Source organism: Roseomonas sp. TS2 (assembly GCF_058833935.1).
This window is the reverse complement of record NZ_JCACVY010000080.1, coordinates 1-18,486: the sequence shown is the minus strand read 5'-3', so window position 1 is coordinate 18,486 and position 18,486 is coordinate 1. Positions and strand designations below refer to the sequence as shown.

17 protein-coding genes are annotated in these 18,486 nt (G+C 73.9%); 6 read left to right on the top strand and 11 right to left on the bottom strand.

Going from position 1 to position 18,486, the window contains the following annotated elements; genetic code table 11:
- The first annotated feature begins 69 nt into the window (after positions 1–69).
- Together ACZJYS_RS13850 and ACZJYS_RS13845 are read left to right on the top strand one after the other, a co-directional pair.
- A complete protein-coding gene (locus tag ACZJYS_RS13850) occupies positions 70–363 on the top strand; it encodes a YciI family protein (protein ID WP_109515711.1) in 294 nt (97 codons plus the stop codon).
- Complete coding sequence (locus ACZJYS_RS13845) at positions 356–793, top strand: EVE domain-containing protein (RefSeq protein ID WP_493179005.1); 438 nt, start codon at positions 356–358, stop codon at positions 791–793. Before ACZJYS_RS13850 ends, ACZJYS_RS13845 begins: the two co-directional genes overlap by 8 nt.
- Before the next feature lie 44 nt (positions 794–837).
- On the opposite strand, the gene ACZJYS_RS13840 is transcribed toward ACZJYS_RS13845, so the two are convergent.
- The gene (locus tag ACZJYS_RS13840; protein ID WP_493179003.1) at positions 838–1,311 is read right to left on the bottom strand and encodes a hypothetical protein; all 474 of its coding nucleotides are present in this window, start codon (positions 1,309–1,311) and stop codon (positions 838–840) included.
- 188 nt (positions 1,312–1,499) lie between these two features.
- On the opposite strand from ACZJYS_RS13840, the gene ACZJYS_RS13835 reads away from it, so the two are divergent.
- A complete protein-coding gene (locus tag ACZJYS_RS13835) occupies positions 1,500–1,850 on the top strand; it encodes a Rieske (2Fe-2S) protein (RefSeq protein ID WP_109515714.1) in 351 nt (116 codons plus the stop codon).
- 123 nt (positions 1,851–1,973) lie between these two features.
- Complete coding sequence (acs, locus tag ACZJYS_RS13830) at positions 1,974–3,908, top strand: acetate--CoA ligase (RefSeq protein WP_109515715.1); 1,935 nt, start codon at positions 1,974–1,976, stop codon at positions 3,906–3,908.
- A 40-nt stretch (positions 3,909–3,948) separates the two neighbouring features.
- Here the strand turns inward: acs and ACZJYS_RS13825 are convergent, their stop codons facing one another.
- Positions 3,949–5,559: a hybrid sensor histidine kinase/response regulator gene (locus ACZJYS_RS13825; RefSeq protein WP_219929679.1), complete on the bottom strand. Its 1,611-nt coding sequence runs from the start codon at positions 5,557–5,559 to the stop codon at positions 3,949–3,951.
- A 302-nt stretch (positions 5,560–5,861) separates the two neighbouring features.
- Here ACZJYS_RS13825 and ACZJYS_RS13820 point away from each other — a divergent pair, with 302 nt between their 5' ends.
- Positions 5,862–6,824: a ketopantoate reductase family protein gene (locus ACZJYS_RS13820; protein WP_379650320.1), complete on the top strand. Its 963-nt coding sequence runs from the start codon at positions 5,862–5,864 to the stop codon at positions 6,822–6,824.
- Positions 6,821–7,684: an aldose 1-epimerase family protein gene (locus ACZJYS_RS13815; RefSeq protein WP_493178997.1), complete on the top strand. Its 864-nt coding sequence runs from the start codon at positions 6,821–6,823 to the stop codon at positions 7,682–7,684. The genes ACZJYS_RS13820 and ACZJYS_RS13815 overlap by 4 nt, the downstream gene beginning before the upstream one ends.
- 85 nt (positions 7,685–7,769) lie before the next feature.
- On the opposite strand, the gene ACZJYS_RS13810 is transcribed toward ACZJYS_RS13815, so the two are convergent.
- The 9 genes from ACZJYS_RS13810 to ACZJYS_RS13770 all read right to left on the bottom strand — a co-directional run.
- Positions 7,770–8,933: a DegT/DnrJ/EryC1/StrS family aminotransferase gene (locus ACZJYS_RS13810; RefSeq protein ID WP_493178995.1), complete on the bottom strand. Its 1,164-nt coding sequence runs from the start codon at positions 8,931–8,933 to the stop codon at positions 7,770–7,772.
- A gap of 55 nt (positions 8,934–8,988) precedes the next feature.
- Positions 8,989–10,473, bottom strand: coding sequence for a nucleotide sugar dehydrogenase (locus ACZJYS_RS13805; RefSeq protein ID WP_493178993.1), 1,485 nt, complete (start codon positions 10,471–10,473; stop codon positions 8,989–8,991).
- A gap of 1 nt (position 10,474) precedes the next feature.
- Positions 10,475–12,430, bottom strand: a complete 1,956-nt coding sequence (locus ACZJYS_RS13800; protein ID WP_493179007.1) for a polysaccharide biosynthesis protein — start codon at positions 12,428–12,430, stop codon at positions 10,475–10,477.
- Positions 12,431–12,510: 80 nt separating this feature from the next.
- A complete protein-coding gene (locus ACZJYS_RS13795) occupies positions 12,511–13,734 on the bottom strand; it encodes a glycosyltransferase (protein WP_493178991.1) in 1,224 nt (407 codons plus the stop codon).
- Entirely contained in the window at positions 13,734–14,846 is a 1,113-nt protein-coding gene (gene wecB / locus ACZJYS_RS13790; protein WP_493178989.1) for a non-hydrolyzing UDP-N-acetylglucosamine 2-epimerase, read from the bottom strand. Before wecB ends, ACZJYS_RS13795 begins: the two co-directional genes overlap by 1 nt.
- Positions 14,843–16,090, bottom strand: coding sequence for a glycosyltransferase family 4 protein (locus tag ACZJYS_RS13785; protein WP_493178987.1), 1,248 nt, complete (start codon positions 16,088–16,090; stop codon positions 14,843–14,845). The genes wecB and ACZJYS_RS13785 overlap by 4 nt, the downstream gene beginning before the upstream one ends.
- A 2-nt stretch (positions 16,091–16,092) precedes the next feature.
- Positions 16,093–17,313 carry a DegT/DnrJ/EryC1/StrS family aminotransferase gene (locus ACZJYS_RS13780; protein WP_379650306.1) on the bottom strand — a complete coding sequence of 407 codons (1,221 nt, stop codon included), beginning with the start codon at positions 17,311–17,313 and terminating at the stop codon, positions 16,093–16,095.
- A gap of 83 nt (positions 17,314–17,396) precedes the next feature.
- Positions 17,397–18,017, bottom strand: coding sequence for a sugar transferase (locus ACZJYS_RS13775; RefSeq protein WP_493178986.1), 621 nt, complete (start codon positions 18,015–18,017; stop codon positions 17,397–17,399).
- A partial coding sequence (locus ACZJYS_RS13770; protein ID WP_493178985.1) for an O-antigen ligase family protein occupies positions 18,010–18,486 on the bottom strand: 477 nt, incomplete at its 5' end. The genes ACZJYS_RS13775 and ACZJYS_RS13770, both read right to left, overlap by 8 nt.

The window sequence follows — 18,486 nt, the reverse complement described above, 5'->3', positions numbered from 1 at the left end:
CGCCGCACGCGGTTACGTCATGCAACAGCGGCGGCTGGCGCCGCGCCCCTTTCGAGAGGACGTTCCACCATGCTGTTCGCCATCGTCGCCGAGGACAAGCCCGGCGCCCTGGAGCTGCGCCTGGCCACCCGCCCCACCCACCTGGAGTACCTGGACAGCCAGGTGGAGAAGCTGGTGCAGGCCGGCCCGGTGCTGGACGCCGAGGGCAAGCCCTGCGGCAGCGTGCTGATCGTCGAGGCGGAGGACCAGGCGGCGGCCGAGGCCTTCGCGGCGGCCGACCCCTATGCCCAGGCCGGGCTGTTCGCCCGCACCACCATCCGCCCCTTCCGGCAGGTCTATGCCGGCGGCCAGCGCCTTGGCTGAAAGGCGCTTTTGGCTGGTCAAGAGCGAGCCGGACGCCTTCTCCTGGCAGCAGCAGGTGGCGAACGGCACGGAACCCTGGACCGGCGTGCGCAACGCCCAGGCCGCCAGCTTCCTGCGCGCCATGCGCCGGGGCGACCGGGCCTTCTTCTACCACTCCAATGTGGGGAAGGAGATCGTCGGCGTGGTCGAGGTGGCGCGGGAAGCCTATCCCGACCCCACCGAGTCCGTGCCGGAGGGCCGTGCCCCGCGCTGGGTCTGCACCGACATGCGCGCGGTGGGGCCGATGCCCCGCCCCGTGCCGCTGGCGGAGATCAAGGCCGAGCCGGCACTGGCCGAGATCGGGCTGATCCGCCAGTCCCGCCTCTCGGTGATGCCGATCTCGCCGGAACACTGGGCGCTGCTGTGCCGCATGGGGGGCTGGGAGGGCTGAGGCCCTCCCGGCTTTCCCTGGACCGCTTCCTCTGGGTTGTTCCCTCAGGGCCGCGCGCGCTGCGGGTCGTTGAACCAGGGTGTGCGGCCGCGCGGCGGCGGGGGTTGCGGGCGCTCCGGCTCGGCGGGCGTCCAGAGCGGCGGCGCCGGGTCGATATAGACATGCACATTGGGCTGGCCGTAGCCGTTGGATTGGCCGTAGCCACTCCCGTAGGGCGGCTGCGGCGGGTAGGGCTGCGGCAGGGGGCGGTAGACCGGCGGCGGCGCGGGCTGGCGGTTGCGGAAATCCCGCTCGATGTCGTCCCGCCCCAGGTAGCGGCCCTCGGCGTCGTAGTGGCGCATCACGCCGCCGCCGGCGGAGCGTTCCGAGCGCCCCTCGTAGCGGCCCCAGGGATCGTAGTGGCGCAACGTGCCGCCCTGCTGCTCCGTCAGGCCGTTGTAGCGGCCCCAGGGGTCCAGATCCGGCCGCGTCTGCGCCGCGGCGGTGCCGGCCAGCAGCAGCCAAACCCCGATCGCCATCCAGGCTCCGTGCTGTCGCATTGGCGGCCTTTCCTTTCCGTGGCGTTATCGTCGGGGCCAAAGATTACCAGACCATGAAGGGCAGGGGGCGCTTGCCTTGCCCGCCGCGCCGCGCGATCCCTGGCCCGGCCCCCACACCGTGCCGGAGACCTCACCCCCGATGACCGATGCCCCATGACCGATGCCCCATGACTGATGAACGCCGCCTCTGCCGCCTCGACGAGATCGCCGACGGGCAGGCGCGGGGCTTCCCCGGCCCGGAGGGCAGCTTCATCGGCCTGTTCGCCGTGCGGCGCGGCGGGGCGGTGCATGTCTATGTCAATTCCTGCCCGCATGTCGGGGTCGCCCTGGAGATGATGCCGGACCGCTTCCTGGACGGGGCGGGGGAGCATATCGTCTGCGCCGTCCATGGCGCCCGCTTCCAGGTGGAGGACGGCTTCTGCCTCTCCGGCCCCTGCGCCGGCGATTCGCTGGAGGCGGTGCCGGCGCGGATCGACGCCGCGGGCGTCGTCTGGGTGCCGGCCGATGCGGGGGCCTGAAGGCCGCCCGCCGCTTCCCTGCGCGGGCTTCACTTGACGCAGGTCATGGCCAATTGGCCCAATAAGCATTGAAACATCGGGTGAAGCCCCGCAGCCGGGGCGCACCACAGCGGGAGGAACACGATGCCGGATGATGCGCTGATTGCCGTGAAGCCCGAGCTGGCCCAGGGCGCGCGGGTGGACGCCGCCCGCCACCGCACCATGACGGCGGAGGCCATCCGCGACCCCGAGGGCTTCTGGCGGGAGGAGGCGAAGCGGATCGCCTGGATGACCCCGCCGACGAAGATCAAGAACACCTCCTTCGAGGGCGATGTCTCGATCAGGTGGTTCGAGGATGGCGTGCTGAACGCCTCCGTCTCCTGCCTCGACCGGCACCTGGAGACGCGCGGCGACCAGGTGGCCATCATCTGGGAGGGCGACGACCCGAACAGCGACGCCAAGGTCACCTACCGCGAGCTGCATGAGCGCGTCTGCCGCATGGCCAACGCCATCAAGGCGCTGGGCGTGAAGAAGGGCGACCGCGTCACCCTCTACCTGCCGATGATCGTCGAGGCGGCGGTGGCGATGCTGGCCTGCGCCCGCGTCGGCGCGGTGCACTCCATCGTCTTCGGCGGCTTCAGCCCGGACAGCCTGTCCAGCCGCATCCAGGATTGCGACAGCACGCTGCTGATCACCGCCGACCAGGGCCGCCGCGGCGGCCGCACCGTGCCGCTCAAGACCAATGCGGACGAGGCGCTGAAATCCTGCCCGACGGTGAAGAACGTGCTGGTGGTGCGCAACACCGGCAACGCCGTGCCGATGCAGGAGGGGCGCGACATCTGGTGCCACGAGGCCTGCGCGGCCGCCTCCGCCGACTGCCCGCCGGAGCCGATGAACGCGGAGGACCCGCTGTTCATCCTCTACACCTCGGGCTCCACCGGCAAGCCCAAGGGCGTGCTGCACACCACCGGCGGCTACATGGTCTGGGCCAGCTACACGCATGAGCTGGTGTTCGACTACCGCCCCGGCGAGGTCTACTGGTGCACCGCCGATGTCGGCTGGGTCACCGGCCACACCTACATCGTCTATGGCCCGCTGGCGAACGGCGCCACCACGCTGATGTTCGAGGGCGTGCCGAACTGGCCGGGCATCGACCGCTGCTGGCAGGTGGTGGACAAGCACCAGGTCAACATCTTCTACACCGCCCCCACCGCCATCCGCAGCCTGATGCGGGAGGGCGAGGCGCCGGTGCGGAAATGGTCCCGCCAATCGCTGCGCGTGCTGGGCAGCGTGGGCGAGCCGATCAACCCGGAAGCCTGGATGTGGTACTACCGCGTGGTGGGCGACGAGCGCTGCCCGATCGTCGATACCTGGTGGCAGACCGAGACGGGCGGCATCCTGATCTCGCCGCTCCCCGGCGCGGTGGACCAGAAGCCCGGCTCGGCCACCCTGCCGTTGCCCGGCGTGCAGCCGGCGCTGGTGGATGGCGAGGGCAACCTGCTGGAGGGGGCGACCGAGGGCAACCTCGTCATCCTCGATTCCTGGCCCGGGCAGATGCGCACCGTCTACAAGGACCATGAGCGCTTCATCCAGACCTACTTCTCCACCTTCCCCGGCAAGTACTTCTCGGGCGACGGCGCGCGGCGCGACGCCGATGGCTACTACTGGATCACCGGCCGGGTGGACGACGTGCTGAACGTCTCCGGCCACCGCATGGGCACGGCCGAGATCGAGAGCGCGCTGGTGGCGCACCCCAAGGTGGCGGAGGCCGCGGTGGTCGGCATGCCGCACGAGCTGAAGGGCCAGGGCATCTACTGCTACGTCACGCTGAAGACGGGCGAGGAGCCCTCCGACGCGCTGAAGAAGGAGCTGGTGGCCTGGGTGCGCAAGGAGATCGGGCCTATCGCCGCGCCGGACGCCATCCAGTGGGCGCCGGGCCTGCCGAAGACGCGCTCGGGCAAGATCATGCGCCGCATCCTGCGCAAGATCGCCGCCAACGAGACGGACAGCCTGGGCGACACCTCCACCCTCGCCGACCCGACGGTGGTGCAGGACCTCATCGGCAACCGGGTGGGCTGAAGGCGCCGCCGGGCGGGGGAGAAGGCGCCCCCGCCCGGCATCAGCCGATTCCGGTCGGCCCATCCAGGATCAGGCGCACCTTGCGGGCCAGCTCCAGCCGGCCATAGGGCTTGCTGATCACGTCGAACTCCGAGCCGCCGGCATCGCTGCGCTCCAGCGAGGCCTCGGCATAGCCGGTGGTCAGCAGCACCTTCAGCTTCGGCTGGCGGCGGCGCGCCTCGCGGGCCAGCATCACGCCGTTCATGCCGCCGGGCATGATCAGGTCGGAGAACAGCAGGTCCACCCGCTCCGCCTGGTCGAGGATGTCCAGCGCCGCGCGGCCATTGGCGGCCACCAGCACCGTGTAGCCGAAATCCTCCAGGATGGCGCGTGCCAGCTCCGCCACCTCCTCGCGGTCGTCCACCACCAGCACATGCTCGGTGCCGGCGCGGTCCATCACGCGCAGGCTGCGCCGGGCCGCCGGCCGCTCCTCATCTCCCTGGTCGGGGAAGTAGAGATTGACCGTGGTGCCGGCGCCCATCTCCGATTCGATCTGCAGCGCGCCGCCCGACTGCTTGGCGAAGCCATAGACCATCGACAGGCCGAGCCCGGTCCCCTTGCCCTCCTCCTTGGTGGTGAAGAAGGGGTCCATCACCCGGGCCAGGATGTCGGGCGGCATGCCGGTGCCGGTGTCGGCGATGGAGAGCTGCACGTAGCGCCCCGGCGCCAGATTGCCGATGGCGCCGGTCGCCTCCGCGTCGAGCGTGACGTTGCGGGTGCGGATGGTGAGCAGGCCCTGCGGCTGCTCGGCCATGGCGTCGCGCGCGTTGATCAGGATGTTGAGCAGCGCCACCTCCGCCTGGGTCGGGTCCAGCCGGCAATTGCCCAACCCCTCCGCCAGGTCCAGCCGCAGCGCGATGGCGTCGCCCAGGGTGCGGCGGGCCATGTCGCGCATGCCCTCGACCAGCGTGTTGAGGTTCAGGGTGCGGCCGTCGAGCCGCTGCTTGCGGGCGAAGGCCAGCAATTGCTGCGTCAGGGTGGTGGCGCGGTTCACGGCGCCGCGCACGTTCTGCAGCCCGCGCTGCATGCGGTTGCGGTCCAGCTCCGGGCGCCCCAGCGCGTGCTCGGTCAGCTCCAGATAGCCGACCATGACCTGCAGCAGGTTGTTGAAGTCGTGCGCGATGCCGCCGGTGAGCTGGCCCAGCGCCTCCATCTTCTGGCTCTGCCGCAGCGCGTCCTCGGCATCCCGCCGGCGGCTCACATCGAGCTGCGAGCCGAAGAAGTACATCAGCTCCCCCTGGGCGTTGTAGACGGGGGAGACGAACAGCGCGTTCCAGAAGGTGGAGCCGTTCTTGCGGTAGTTGAGGATCTCGGTGGCGATCTCGCGCCGTTCGCTGATGGCGGCGCGGACGCTGGCCACGGTTTCCCGGTCGGTGTCGGGCCCCTGCAGGAAGCGGCAATTGGTGCCGAGGATCTCGTCCAGGCTGTAGCCCGTCATCTTCAGGAAGGCGTTGTTGGCGAAGATGATCGGGTGGTCCTTGGCCCGCGCGTCGGTGACGATCATCGGCATGCGCGTGGTCTCGACGGCCGCGAAGAAGATGTCGCCATACTGCTTGCCGCCACTGTTGGAGACGGGCGGGCTGGAGGTTCGGGAGGCCGGATCAGGCTCCATGAGAAATTCCATCGGGGCTGAGGGGCCGGACCGCGCCTGGCGTGGCCGTCCCCGGGCGGGCGGCATCATGAGCCCAGGATCGCTTTGAAAATGGCCCGGTCTCGGGGTTCCACAACCGGGCGCATCCCTGGCCACATGCCGCGCACGCCCTGCATGCCGGTCTGGCGCGGATAGTATGAAGAATGCGCCCCGCCGCAATCCGCGCCGAAGTCAACTTTCACCCAGCCGTCGCGCCGCCCGGATTGCCAGCGGGCGGGGAGTGTGGAACCCCTTTCGCGAGACAGGCCGGAGGAATGTGGCGGATGCGAATCCTGGTGCTCGGGGCCGGGGCCCTGGGCGGCTATTTCGGCGCCCGCCTGCTAGAGGCCGGCGCCGAGCTGGCCTTCCTGGTGCGCCCCAAGCGCCAGGCGCAGCTGCGGCGCGAAGGGCTCTCGGTCCGCTGCCCGGCGCTGGGCGCCTGGTGCCGCCCCGTCACGGCGCTGCTGGCCGGCGAGGTGCGGCCGGGCTGGGACGTGGTGCTGCTGAGCTGCAAGGCCTACGACCTGGAGGCGGCGATCGACTCCATCCGCCCGGTGGTGGGGCCGGAGACGGCGATCCTGCCGGTGCTGAACGGGCTTTCGCACATCGACACGCTGCGCGAGGCCTTCGGCGAGGCGGCGGTGCTGGGCGGCCTCGCCAAGATCCGCGCCACCCTGGCGCCGAGCGGCGAGGTGCGGAACCTCTCCGACTGGCGCTACCTCACCTTCGGCGAGATGGACGGGCGGATGACGCCGCGCGTCGAGGCGCTGGCGGCGCTGGCCCGGCGCGGCGGCATCGAGGCCCAGGCGGTGCCCGACATCCGCGCCGCCATGTGGGCCAAGCTGGTGCATCTCGGCACGGTGGCGGCCGGCACCGTGCTGCTGCGCGGCTCAACCGGGCAGATCGCCCGCGCGCCGGGCGGGGTGGCCTTCATGCACCGGCTGCTGGAGCGCAACATCGCCATCGCCGCCGCGCATGGCGTGGCCATGCCGCCCGGCTTCGAGGCGGAATACCGCGCCATGCTGGCCGACCCCGCCGGCAGCTACACCGCCAGCATGCTGCGCGACCTGGAGCAGGGCGGCCGCATCGAGGCCGACCACATCCTGGGCTACCTGCTGGCGGCGGCACGGCGCGTCGGCGTGGAGGAGGAGCTGCACGCCATCGCCTACCTGCACGCCAAGACCTATGAGGAACGGCGGGCCGAGGAGAAGGCCCAGAGGGACAAGGACCCGGGACGCGCCGCATGACCGACCGCCACCGCATCGGGGCCGATGGCCTCTCGGCCACCATCCAGGCGCGCGGCGCCGAGCTGGTGAGCCTGTGCGACGCCGCGGGCGGGGAATATCTCTGGCAGGCCGGGCCGGAATGGCGCCGCCACGCGCCGGTGCTGTTCCCCATCGTCGGCAAGCTGGCCGGGGACACGCTGCGCCATGCCGGGGCGGAGCACCGCCTGACGCAGCACGGCTTCGCCCGCGACTGCCGCTTCGAATGGGTGGAGCGGGAGCCCGCCTCCTGCCGCCTGCGCCTGACCGATGACGCGGAGAGCCGCGCGGCCTACCCCTTCGGCTTCGCGCTGGAGCTGGCCTATGCGCTGGCCGGCGGCACGCTGACGGTGACGGCCCGCATCGCCAACCCCGGCGAGGCGGTGCTGCCCTGCGCCATCGGCGCGCACCCCGCCTTCCGCTGGCCCCTGGTGCCGGGCGCGGCCAAGGAGGCGCACCGCCTTGTGTTCGAGCAGCCCGAGCACGGCCCCGCCCATCGGCTGGAAGGCGGCCTGCTGGGGCCGGAGGAGCCTTCCCCGGTGCGGGGCCGGGATTTGCCGCTCTCGCCCGCCCTCTTCGCGCGCGACGCGCTGATCCTGCCCGACGTGGCCAGCCGCGCCCTGCGCTACGAGGCGCCGGACGGCACGGCGCTGACCGTGCGGTGGGAGGGCTACCCGGATCTCGGCATCTGGTCGAAGCCCGAGGGGGCGGATTTCCTGTGCATCGAGCCCTGGCACGGCATGTCCAGCCCGGTGGGCTGGGATGGCGACTTCGCGGAGAAGCCGGGCCTGCTGCACATCCCGCCCGGCGGGAGCCGGGACTTCACCTGGAGCGTGACGCTGTAACCTGGCGCCTCGCATGAGGCCGGCGGGGCGCCAGAACAGACAAAGTCTTTTTGCTTCTTTATTCTTCAGAAAAAGAAGGTTTCTTCTACTTTACCCCTTCGATCACCGCCGCCACCACACGCTCGAGCTGCCCCTCATCCAGATAGGGGTGCATCGGCAGGGAGAGGATGCGCTGGCAGAGCGCCTCGCTCACCGGCAGGGGCGGCGCCTGGCGCAGCCCTTCGGCATGGGCGGTGGCATAGGCCGGCTGGCGGTGCAGCGGCTTCGGGTAGTAGATGGCGCTGGGCACGCCGCGCGCCTGCATCGCCGCCTGCGCGCGCGCGCGCGCCTCGGCATCCGGCAGCAGGATGGAATAGAGGCCCCAGGCGCTCTCCGCCCCCGGCATCTCGCCCGGCACCACCACATGGCCGGCGAGGTGCTGGCTGTAATAGCGGGCGACGCGGGCGCGGTCCTTCAGCTCCTGCTCCAGCAGCGGCAGCTTGCAGAGCAGGATGGCGGCCTGGATGGTGTCCAGCCGGCCGTTCATGCCGGTGCGCTCCACCTCGTAGCGGGTGCGGCCCTCGCCATGGGTGCGGAGCGAGCGGTAGAGCTCGGCGCGGCCGGCATCGTTGGTCAGGATGGCGCCGCCATCGCCGTAGCAGCCCAGCGTCTTGGTCGGGTAGAAGCTGAGCGCCGCCGCATCGGCCCACTGGCCCAGCCGCTTGCCGTGCAGCGCGGCGCCGAAGGCCTGCGCCGCGTCGTCCAGCGCGAACATGCCCTCGGCGCGGCAGATCTCCTGGATCGCCGGCCAGTCGGCGGGGCGGCCGAACAGGTCGACGCCCACCACGGCGCGCGGGCGCAGCTTCCCTTCCGCCTTCACCAGCGCGATGCGGTGCTTCAGGTCGGCGAGGTCGATGTTGAAGCCGTCCTCCGCCACATCGACGAAGACCGGCGTGGCGCCCAGCACCAGTGGAACCTCGGCGGTGGCGGTGTAGGTGAAGGCGGGCAGGAACACCGCGTCGCCACGGCCGATGCCCTCGGCCATCATGGCGATCTGCAGCGCATCCGTGCCGGAGGAGACGCCGACAGCATGGGCGCAGCCGGCGAACTCAGCCAGCTTCGCCTCCAGCTCGCGCACGTCCGGGCCGTTGATGAAGGCGCCGCTGTCGAGGATGGCGGCCACGCGGCGGTCGATCTCGGCACGGATCAGCGATTGCTGCGCCTTCATGTCGAACAGCCCGATCGGGCGCGGGGAGGTGTCGGCGTTCATCGGTGGGCGTGCTCCGTCATCCGCGGGCCATGGGCCACCCCCTGGCGGGGGCGCCTCAGGCCTGAATGACGCGGTGATAGGCCGGTTCCGCCTGCGGAGGGAAATCACCGCGCGTTTCAAAGGGCAACGTGCCGGGCGGCAGGGCGCCGTCCGGCTGCACGGCCGCGTCGCGGTAGACGCCGCGCGTGTCCACCACCAGCCGCGCCGCCGCGCGCAGCGCCGCGAAGTCGATGCCCGGCTGCGGCGTGACGATCAGCACCGCGTCCTGCGCCGCGACGAAATCCGGCGCCAGCGCCTGGCTCTCCAGCCGCAGCGGCCCGCCGCGCGCGCCGCGCTCCAGCGTGAAGCGGGGCACCAGCGGGTCGTGATAGGCGAGGCTGGCGCCGCGCCCGTCCAGCAGCCGCAGGATCTCGGCCGCGGGGCTCTCCCGCGTGTCCGGCACGCCGGGCTTGTAGGCCAGCCCCACCAGCAGCAGCCGCGCGCCGCGCAGGGCGCGGCCGCGCGCGTCCAGCGCATCCCGCAGGCGGGAGACGACATAGCCCGGCATGGCGTCGTTCACCCGGCCGGCCAGCTCGACGAAATCGCTCGGCACGCCCAGCTCCCGCGCCTTCCAGGCCAGGTAGTAGGGATCGACCGGGATGCAGTGGCCGCCGAGGCCGGGGCCAGGGCGGAAGGGCATGAAGCCGAAGGGCTTGGTGGCGGCGGCGTCGATCACCTCGTGCACGTCGAGGCCGAGGGCGTGGCTGATCCGCTTCAGCTCGTTGACGAGGCCGATGTTCACGGCGCGGAAGACGTTCTCGTAGAGCTTGGCCAGCTCCACCGCGCGCAGCGAGGAGAGCGGCACCAGCCGCCCCGCCGCCACCGGCCCGTAGAGCGCCCGCCCCACGGCGAGGCAGGCCGGGGTGGCGCCGGCCAGCAGCTTCGGCACCCGGCCCACCGTGCCCTCCGGGTTGCCAGGGTCCTCGCGCTCCGGGCTGTAGAGGGCGAAGGCGTCGATGCCCGGCGTCAGCCCGGCGGCGCGCAGCGCGGGCAGCACGTAATCCTCGGTGGTGCCGGGGTAGGTGGTGCTCTCCAGCGCCAGCACCTGGCCGGGGCGCAGATGCGGCCGCAGCGCCGCCAGCGCCGCCGCCACCGGGCCGAGATCCGGCTCCTTGTGGCGGCCGATCGGCGTCGGCACGCAGAGGATCAGCGCGTCGCACGCCCGCGCCCCCTCCAGGCCGGTGCTGGCGGCGATGCCCGCCGCCGCCACCCGCGCATCCTCGATGCCGTGCACCGGGCTGCGCCCGGCCGCGATGGCCGCCACCTTCCCCGCGTCGATGTCGAAGCCGGAGACGGGAAAGCCGCACTCGGCGAAGCGCAGCGCCAGCGGCAGGCCGGCATAGCCCAACCCCACCACCCCCACCCGCGCCGTGCGCGCGGCGATCCGCGCCACCAGCGCCTCGGCGACGAGGCCGGATATTTCCCTCTCCCAGCCCGGAACGGAGCGTTCCGGCGAATCCACCAGCGCGGCAGCGGCGCCGAAAGGGGAGAGGGCCGTCATGTCAGGTCCTGGTCACGGGGGGCGCCCCCGGGTTGTGGTCGAATTCGGGGACCATCTCGGCCAGCCGGGCGAGGGCGGGCTTGGCCGCCCCCTGGCGCGCGGCGGTGGCGATGGTGTCGATCGCCGCGCCCACGGCGCCGGCATCGGTGGTGCGGGGCGTGGCCACGAGCAGGCCGGCGAACCGCGTCGGCCGCGGCGGCTCCTGGCCGTGGAACAGCTCCTCGTAGAGCTTCTCGCCCGGGCGCAGGCCGGTGAAGCGGATCTCGATGTCCTCGTCCGGCCGCAGCCCGGCGAGGCGGATCATGCGCCGCGCCATGTCGACGATCTTCACCGGCTTGCCCATGTCGAGCACGAAGATGCCGCCATCGGCCAGTTCGGGCGGCTGGTCCTGCCGCTCCCCGGCGCCGACGACGCTGGCCTGCAGCACCAGCCCCACCGCCTCGCGCACCGTCATGAAGTAGCGGCGCATGTCGGGGTGGGTGACGGTGAGCGGCCCGCCGCGCTCGAGCTGGCGGCGGAACAGCGGCACCACGCTGCCGGTGGAGCCCAGCACGTTGCCGAAGCGCACCGTGACGCAGCGCATGGCCTGCCCCTGGCCGCCCGCGCCGCTCCGCGCCTGCTTGTCCAGCGCCTGGCAGTACATCTCGGCCAGGCGCTTGGAGGCGCCCATCACGCTGGTCGGGTTCACCGCCTTGTCGGTGGAGATGAACACCATGGCGCGGCAGCCCACGGCGCGCGCGGCATCGGCGATGATGCGGGTGCCGAGCGCGTTGGTGAGCAGCCCCTCCAGCGGGTCGTTCTCCACCATCGGCACATGCTTCAGCGCGGCGGCGTGGAACACCAGCTCGGGCCGCACCTCGGCCATCAGCGCGGCGACGCGCGCGGCGTCCCGCACATCGGCCAGCATGGCGCGGCGCGGCACGCCGGGGTGGCTCTCGGCCAGCTCCAGGTCGATCGAGTAGAGGGCGAACTCGCCATGGTCGAGCAGGGTGAGCTGCGCCGGGCCCAGCGCCGCCACCTGCCGCGCCAGCTCGCCGCCGATGGTGCCGCCCGCGCCGGTGACGAGCACGCGCCGCCCCTGCACCAGCCGCGCCATGCCCTCGCGGTCCAGCGGCACCTGCGGGCGGTCCAGCAGCTCCTCGATCGCCACCGGGCGCAGATCGAAGCGGCGGCTGGCGGCGGGGGTCTCGCGCCGCGCCGGGTCGAGCGCCGTCAGCCGCGGGGCGCGCTTGACCAGCACGCCATGGCGGTCCGCCACGTCCAGCAGGGACTCCAGTTCCGGGCCCTGCAGGTCGGGGTCGGCCAGCACCAGGGTGGCGGGGGGGCGGCCCTCGGCGCGCAGCCGGTCCAGCACCTCCGCCGCCTCCTCGAAGCCGCCGAGGATCGGGTAGCCATGGATGCGCCGCCCCGCCGCGCGCGGCCGCCGCGCCAGGATGCCGACGACGCGGTAGCCCGGGCTGCGCTGCTGCAGCAGGGCCCGGATGAAGAGGTCGGCGGCATCGCCCGTGCCGACCAGCAGCACCGGCTGGGCGGGCTGCGCCGCCGCCAGCCCCAGCGAGCCGTTGGTGCGCCGCTCCTGCCGCAGCCGCCCCACCACGCGCGGCGCCAGCAGGGCAGCCGCCTGGGTGCCGGCATGGATCAGCAGGAAGGCCGCGTTGTCCGGCCGCCAGGCGCCGAGCAGGGCGAGGCCGAGGGTGAACAGCACCGCGCCGCCCACCCCGGCGCCGACCACGGCGACGAGATCCTTCAGCGCGGCGAAGCGCCAGTATTGCTGCGGCAGCCGCACCGGCAGGCCGGCCAGCAGCAGCGCCGCCACCGCGCCCGGAATGGCGCCCAGCCACCAGAGCGGCGGGGGCGGCCAGCCGCCGGGCGAGGCCATCCAGACGGCGAGCGGCAGGGCGAGGGCGGCGAGCAGCGCGTCCAGGCCAAGATTCAGCAGAATGCGGGTGAGGGCCATGAAGGCGGCGTATAGGCCCCGGCCAGGGGTGGGTGAAGCGCCGCCCTGCATGCGGGCGCGTGGCAGGGCCTGCGCCCCGGTCACGGCAGCGGCGCCAGCCGCCGGTAGAGCCCGACGAGCCGCTCCGCCTCGCCCGCCCAGCCATAGCGGCCGAGGGCGGCGGCGCGGCCCCGCCCGGCCATCCCGGCCCGGCGCGCCGGGCTCTCCAGCGCGGCCACGGCGGCGGCGATGCCTTCAGGGTCGGCGCTGTCCACCAGCACGCCGTTGCCGGCATCCTGGATGATGGCGGCCACCTCGGTGGCGAAGGCGGGGGCGATCACCGGCAGGCCGGCCAGCATGCAGTCGAACAGCTTGTGCGGCAGGGCCAGGCGGTGGTTCTCCACCCCCGGCTGGAACAGCACCAGCCCGATATCGGCGGTGGCGGCCTCGGACAGGGCGGCGGCGTGCGGCATCCAGCCGCGCCATTCCAGCCGCTCCGTGAGCCCCAGCGCCGCGGCGCGGGCGCGGAAATCGGCCTCCGAGCCATCGGTGAAGCGGCCGATCAGCCGCAGCCGCGTGCCGGCCGGGCAGAGCGCCAGCGCGTCCAGCATGGTCATCGCGCCGCGCGCCCGGCCCAGCGCGCCGAGATGCACCAGCGTCAGCGGCCCTTCCGCATGCCGGCGCGGCGCGACCGGCGCGGCGGCGGCGTAGTTGCGCACGGCGATGGTCTCGGGCGCGGTGGCGAAATCGGCGTCCAGCCCGTCCTTGGCCACCACCACCGCATCGGCGCGGCGGGCCATGGCGCGGCAGGCCAGGCGCAGCGCCGCCCGGCCGAGCGGGCGCAGCGGCGCCGGCAGCCGCCCATCCAGCCGGGAGGGATAGTGCTCGTGCACGTCCAGCACCACGCGCGCGCCGCTCTTGCGCGCCGCCAGCAGCGCGGCCAGCCAGGCATCCGGCTCGCTGGCGTGCAGCACCGCGGCGCCGGTGGCGCGCGCCTGCCGCGCCAGGGCGGGGATGCCCAGCAGCCGGCCACGCCAGCCCGCACCCCGCCGGTAGCGGCGGATCGCCACCCCCGCATGCCGCTCCGGCGCCGCCTGCGCCTCGGCGGCGGCCGCGCCGGCAGCCATGGGCGCCGCCGCGCCGGAAGCCATGGGCGCCGCCGCGCTGGAAGCCATGGGCGCCGTCGCGCCGGGGCAGAGATGCATCACGCGCCAGCCGGCCTCCGCCAGGGCGGCGCCCTCCTTGCCCACGACGCGCAGATCGGCCGGCGGATGGGCGGCGGAGAGCATGCACACCAAAGGGGCGGGCCGCCCGGCGGCCGGCATCAGGCCACCTCGCGCAGATGCGGCGCCAGCGTCTCGGCCAGGTGCGCCACCATGCGCGCCCCCGCCCGGCCATCCCAGAGCGGGATCGGCCGCGCCGCCGGCCAGTGCCCGGCGAGCACGGCGGCCACCGATTCGGCCAGCCGGTCGGGCGGCACCAGGCGGTTGGAGCCGGCCTCCAGCGTCACCGGCCGCTCGGTGGAGGGGCGCAGCGTCAGGCAGGGCAGGTCGAGGGCCGTGGCCTCCTCCTGCACGCCGCCGCTGTCGGTGGCCACCAGCCGCGCCCGCGCCAGCAGGCCGAGGAAGTCGAGATAGCCCAGCGGCGGCAGCGCCCGCACGCCGCGCGGCAGGGCGAGCCCCGCCTCCTGCAGCCGCTTCGCCGTGCGCGGGTGCATCGGCCACACCAGGGGCAGCGCCGCGGCGGCCACGCCCAGCGCCGAGAGCAGCCGCGCCAGGACCGCCGGATGGTCCACATTGGCGGCGCGGTGCAGGGTGACGACGCCATACTCCTCCGGCACCAGCCCCTCCGGCAGCGGCCGCGCGCGGGCGGCGGGCAGGCGGGCCAGCAGCGTGTCGATCATGGCGTTGCCGACGGCGCGCACCGCGCCGGGGGCGTGGCCATCCGCCAAGAGCCGCGCGGCCGTCGCCTCGTCCGGCGCCCAGAGCAGGTCGCTGACGGCATCGATGGCGCGGCGGTTGATCTCCTCGGGCATGTCGCGGTCGCCGCAGCGCAGCCCGGCCTCCAGATGCGCCACCGGGATGCCGAGCTTGCGCGCCGCCAGCGCGGCGGCCAGCGAGCCGTCGACATCGCCGGCGACCACCACCATCGCCGGGCGCCAGGCCGACCAGAAGCCGGCGCAGGCCATCATGGTGCGGCCGGTGACGGCGGCGTGCCCGCCACCGCCGGCGATGCCCAGCGCATGGTCGGGCTGCGGCAGGCCGAGATCGGCCAGATGGGTGCCGAACATCGCCGGGTCGTGGTGCTGGCCGGTGTGCAGCAGCAGCGGCCGGCACAGGCCGGGGCGCGCCGCCAGGGCGTGCCACAGCGCCGCCAGCTTCGGCAGGTTGGGCCGCGCGGCGGCCACCAGATGCAGCTCGGGGAGGGAATTGCTCATGCGGCGGCCAGCGCCTCCAGCGTGGCCGCCGGCGCCGCGGCTTCCTCGACGATGCCGGCGAACCGGCCGGCCAGCAGGCGGCGGTCCCAGCGGCGCACCGCCTGGTCCCGCGCGCTGCGGCCCATCGCCTGGCGCAGCGCCGGGTTGTCCGCCATCCAGCGCAGCGCCTGGGCCATGGCTGCGGCATCGCCGGGGGGAGTGGCGATGCCGCAGGGCCCCTCGGCCAGCAGCCGGGCTGCGCGGCCGGAGAGGTTGGCCACCACCGGCAGGCCGGCGGCCAGGTAGTCCATCAGCTTGTTGGGCGCCGTCCACTCGGCGAATTCCGGCACTGGCGCCAGGCACTGCACGCCGATCTGGGCGCCGGCCAGCAGCGAGGCCAGCTTCCGCTTCGGCATGGCGGGCAGGAAGGTGACGTTGTGCAGCCCGCGCTCCGCCGCCTGCGCGCGCAGGCGCGGCTTCTCGCCGCCCTCGCCCACCAGCAGGATGCGGATGCGCCGCTCGCCCCCGGCGCGCAGCAGGGCGGCCGCCTCGAGCAGCGAGTCCAGCCCGTTGGCGCGGCCATGCGCGCCGGCATAGACGGCCAGCACCTCCCACGGCGCCACCTCCGCCGGGCGCCAGGGGGCGACCTGCGGGCCGAACAGGTCGAGGTCGCAGCCATTCGGCACCACGTGCACGCGCTGGGCCGCGGCGCCGCGGCCCAGCGCCGTCTCGGCCATGCCCTCGCTCAGCGCCACCACGGCGGCGGCCTGGCGGCAGGCGGCGTCGGCCAGCCTCTCCATGCCGGAGAGCGCCCAGCCGGGCACGCCCCCCAGGGCGCGCGGCAGCTCCGGCCAGGGGTCGCGCATCTCGTAGAGGAAGGGGGTGCCGCGCAGCCGCCGCGCCAGCAGCGCCGGCAGCACCACGGTGAGCGGGGTGGAGCTGGCCACCACCAGGTCCCACCGGCCGCCAAGGGCAAGGTGCGCGGCGCGGGCGGCGTAGCGGCCGAAGGACAGGCCGCGCCCGCCGAGGCCCTGCGCGTTGCCGCAGCCGATGTCGAACTCGACGATGCGCAGGCCGCGCACCAGCCCTTCCCGCCGCCCGCCACGGAAGGCGCCGGCCAGGCCGGTCACCGCCCCCTCGTAGCGGCCGCAGGCGAGGGTGACGTGGTGGCCGCGCGCCGCCAGGGCATGGGCCAGCGCGTGGCTGCGGGTGGCGGTGGCGCCGGCCGGGCCGGAATAATGCTGGTGCAGGTAGAGGATGCGCATGCTCAGCCCCGGCAGCAGGAGCGCAGCACGGCGATGACGCGGTCCTGCTCCTCGGCGCTCATCGCGCCGCTGGGCAGGCAGAGGCCGCGCTCGAAGAGCTGGTTGGACAGGCCGGCGCCATGGCAGCGTATGCCGCGGAAGGCGGGCTGCATGTGCAGCGGCTTCCACACCGGCCGGCTCTCGATGTTGGCGGAGTCGAGGGCGCGGCGGGCCATTTCCGGCGTGGCGCCGAAGCGGCGCGGGTCGAGCTGGACGACGCTCAGCCAGCGCGTGGCGTGGCCCCATTCCGGCTCCGGCATCAGGCTCAGCCCGGGCAGGCCGGAGAGGCCGGCGGCGTAGCGGGCGAAGACCTGCCGCCGCGCCGCCACGCGCGCCTGCAGCGCGGTGATCTGCGCCAGCCCCACCGCCGCCAGCACCGAGGAGAGGCCGTAGGAATAGCCGGTGGTCTCGTGCTGGTAGTGCGGCGCCACCTCCTTGGCCTGGTTGGCCAGGTGGCGGGCGCGCTCGATCAGCGCCGCGTCGTCCGACACCAGGGCGCCGCCGCCGCCGGCGGTGATGATCTTGTTGCCGTTGAAGGAGAAGGCGGCCAGCGCCGCGCCCTTGCCCACCGGGCGGCCGCGGTAGAGGGCACCCAGCGCCTCGGCGCTGTCGCACAGCACGGGCACGCCCCAGCGGCCGCACAGCGCCAGGATGGCGTCGAGGTCGCAGGACTGGCCGTAGAGATCGACCGGCACCACGGCGCGCGGCAGGCGCCCGCGCCGGGCGGCGGCGCGCAGCTGGCTCTCCAGCACGTCGGGGTCGAGCGTCCAGCTCTCGGCCGAGACGTCGAGGAAGCGGGGGCGGGCGCCCATCTGCACGGCGGGGGCGATGGTGGCGACGAAGGTGAGGCTCTGCGTCCAGACCTCGTCGCCGCGCTCCACCCCGAGCACCCGGTAGGCCAGGTGCAGCGCCGCCGTGCCCGAGGCCACCGCCGCCGCATGCGCGAAGCCGGTGGTCTCGGCCACGGCGCGCTCGAAGGCGGCGGGCATCGGGCCGGCGGGGGCGAGCCAGCCGGAGGAGAGGGTCTGGCTGAGGGTGGCCAGCTCGCCTCCGGCCAGGCTGGGGGGCGAGAGATGCAGCCGCTGGCGTGGCGGCGGCATGTCCTGGCCCCGCCCGGAGAACAGCAGCACCCCTGCCCGACGGGCAGAGGCATCGCCGATCGATCTGCTCTGGAATGCCACCATCGCTCCGATCACTTTTTTGTGAACATGAGCGTAGCCAATCAAACTCCGGCTGTGGCTTCAAGCCCTAAATTCAACCTCAGGTTCTAAAATTCCGTGGATTTGCCAGCGGCCCTGTGGGTGGCCGGGCTGTCCAGCCGCGGCATGGTGGCGTGGCCGGGCGCGCTCACGCCGCGGCCGGAGAGCAGGATGCGCAGCGTGCCAAGGGCGGCGCGCAGGTCGGCCAGCGCCGTCACGCGCCCGGCGTAGCGGGCATCCAGCTCCAGCCGCTCGGGCCAGGGCAGGGCGTTGCGCCCGGCCGCCTGCGCCGCCCCCGCCAGCCCCGGGCGGACGCGCAGCCGCAGGCGCTGGCGCGGCGTGTAGCGGGGCAGGTAGGCCATGGGCAGCGGGCGCGGCCCCACCAGGCTCATCTCGCCGCGCAGCACGTTGACGAGCTGCGGCAGCTCGTCCAGCGCGCTGGCGCGCAGGCGGCGGCCGAAGGGGGTGAGGCGCTCCGCATCCTCGCCCGGGCCGTCGCGCATGCTGCGGAACTTCAGCAGGGTGAAGGGCCGGCCATCGCGCCCCGCCCGCTCCTGGCGGAACAGCACCGGGCGGCCGAGCGACAGCCGCACCGCCAGCGCCACCCCCAGCAGCAGCGGCGAGAGCAGCAGCAGCAGCGCCGCCGAGAGCAGCACATCCCCGAGTCGCTTGCCGAAACGTTCATACACGGCGGGCTCCCACTCCGATCGAAAGCGCCAGACCCAGGGCGAACCAGACCATCCGGTTGCCGAGGTCGGTCGAGACCATCGCCGCCAGCGCCACCGGCAGCACCAGCGCGGCGATGCGCGCCACGCGCGCCGGCGCCACCTGGCGGCAGCGCAGCAGCAGCAGCAGACCGCCGCCGCCGAAGGCCAGCAGCCACAGCAGCAGGCCAGGCACGCCGCCCTCTGCCCAGGCTTCCAGCAGGTGGTTGTGCGGGTAGAGGCCGCGCCGCTCGCCATGCCCGGCGGCGGGGGTGAAGCCGCCCGTGCCCAGGCCCCAGGGCAGCGTCTCGGCCCCCCAGGCCAGCGCGGCGCGCCACAGGGCGGGGCGGGCGGAGCCTTCCAGGTCGCCCTGGGTCAGCCGCTCCAGCGTGCGCAGGCCGGACGCGGCGTCCTCGTCCAGCAGCAGCGTGGCCAGGGCGGCGGCGGCGCCGAG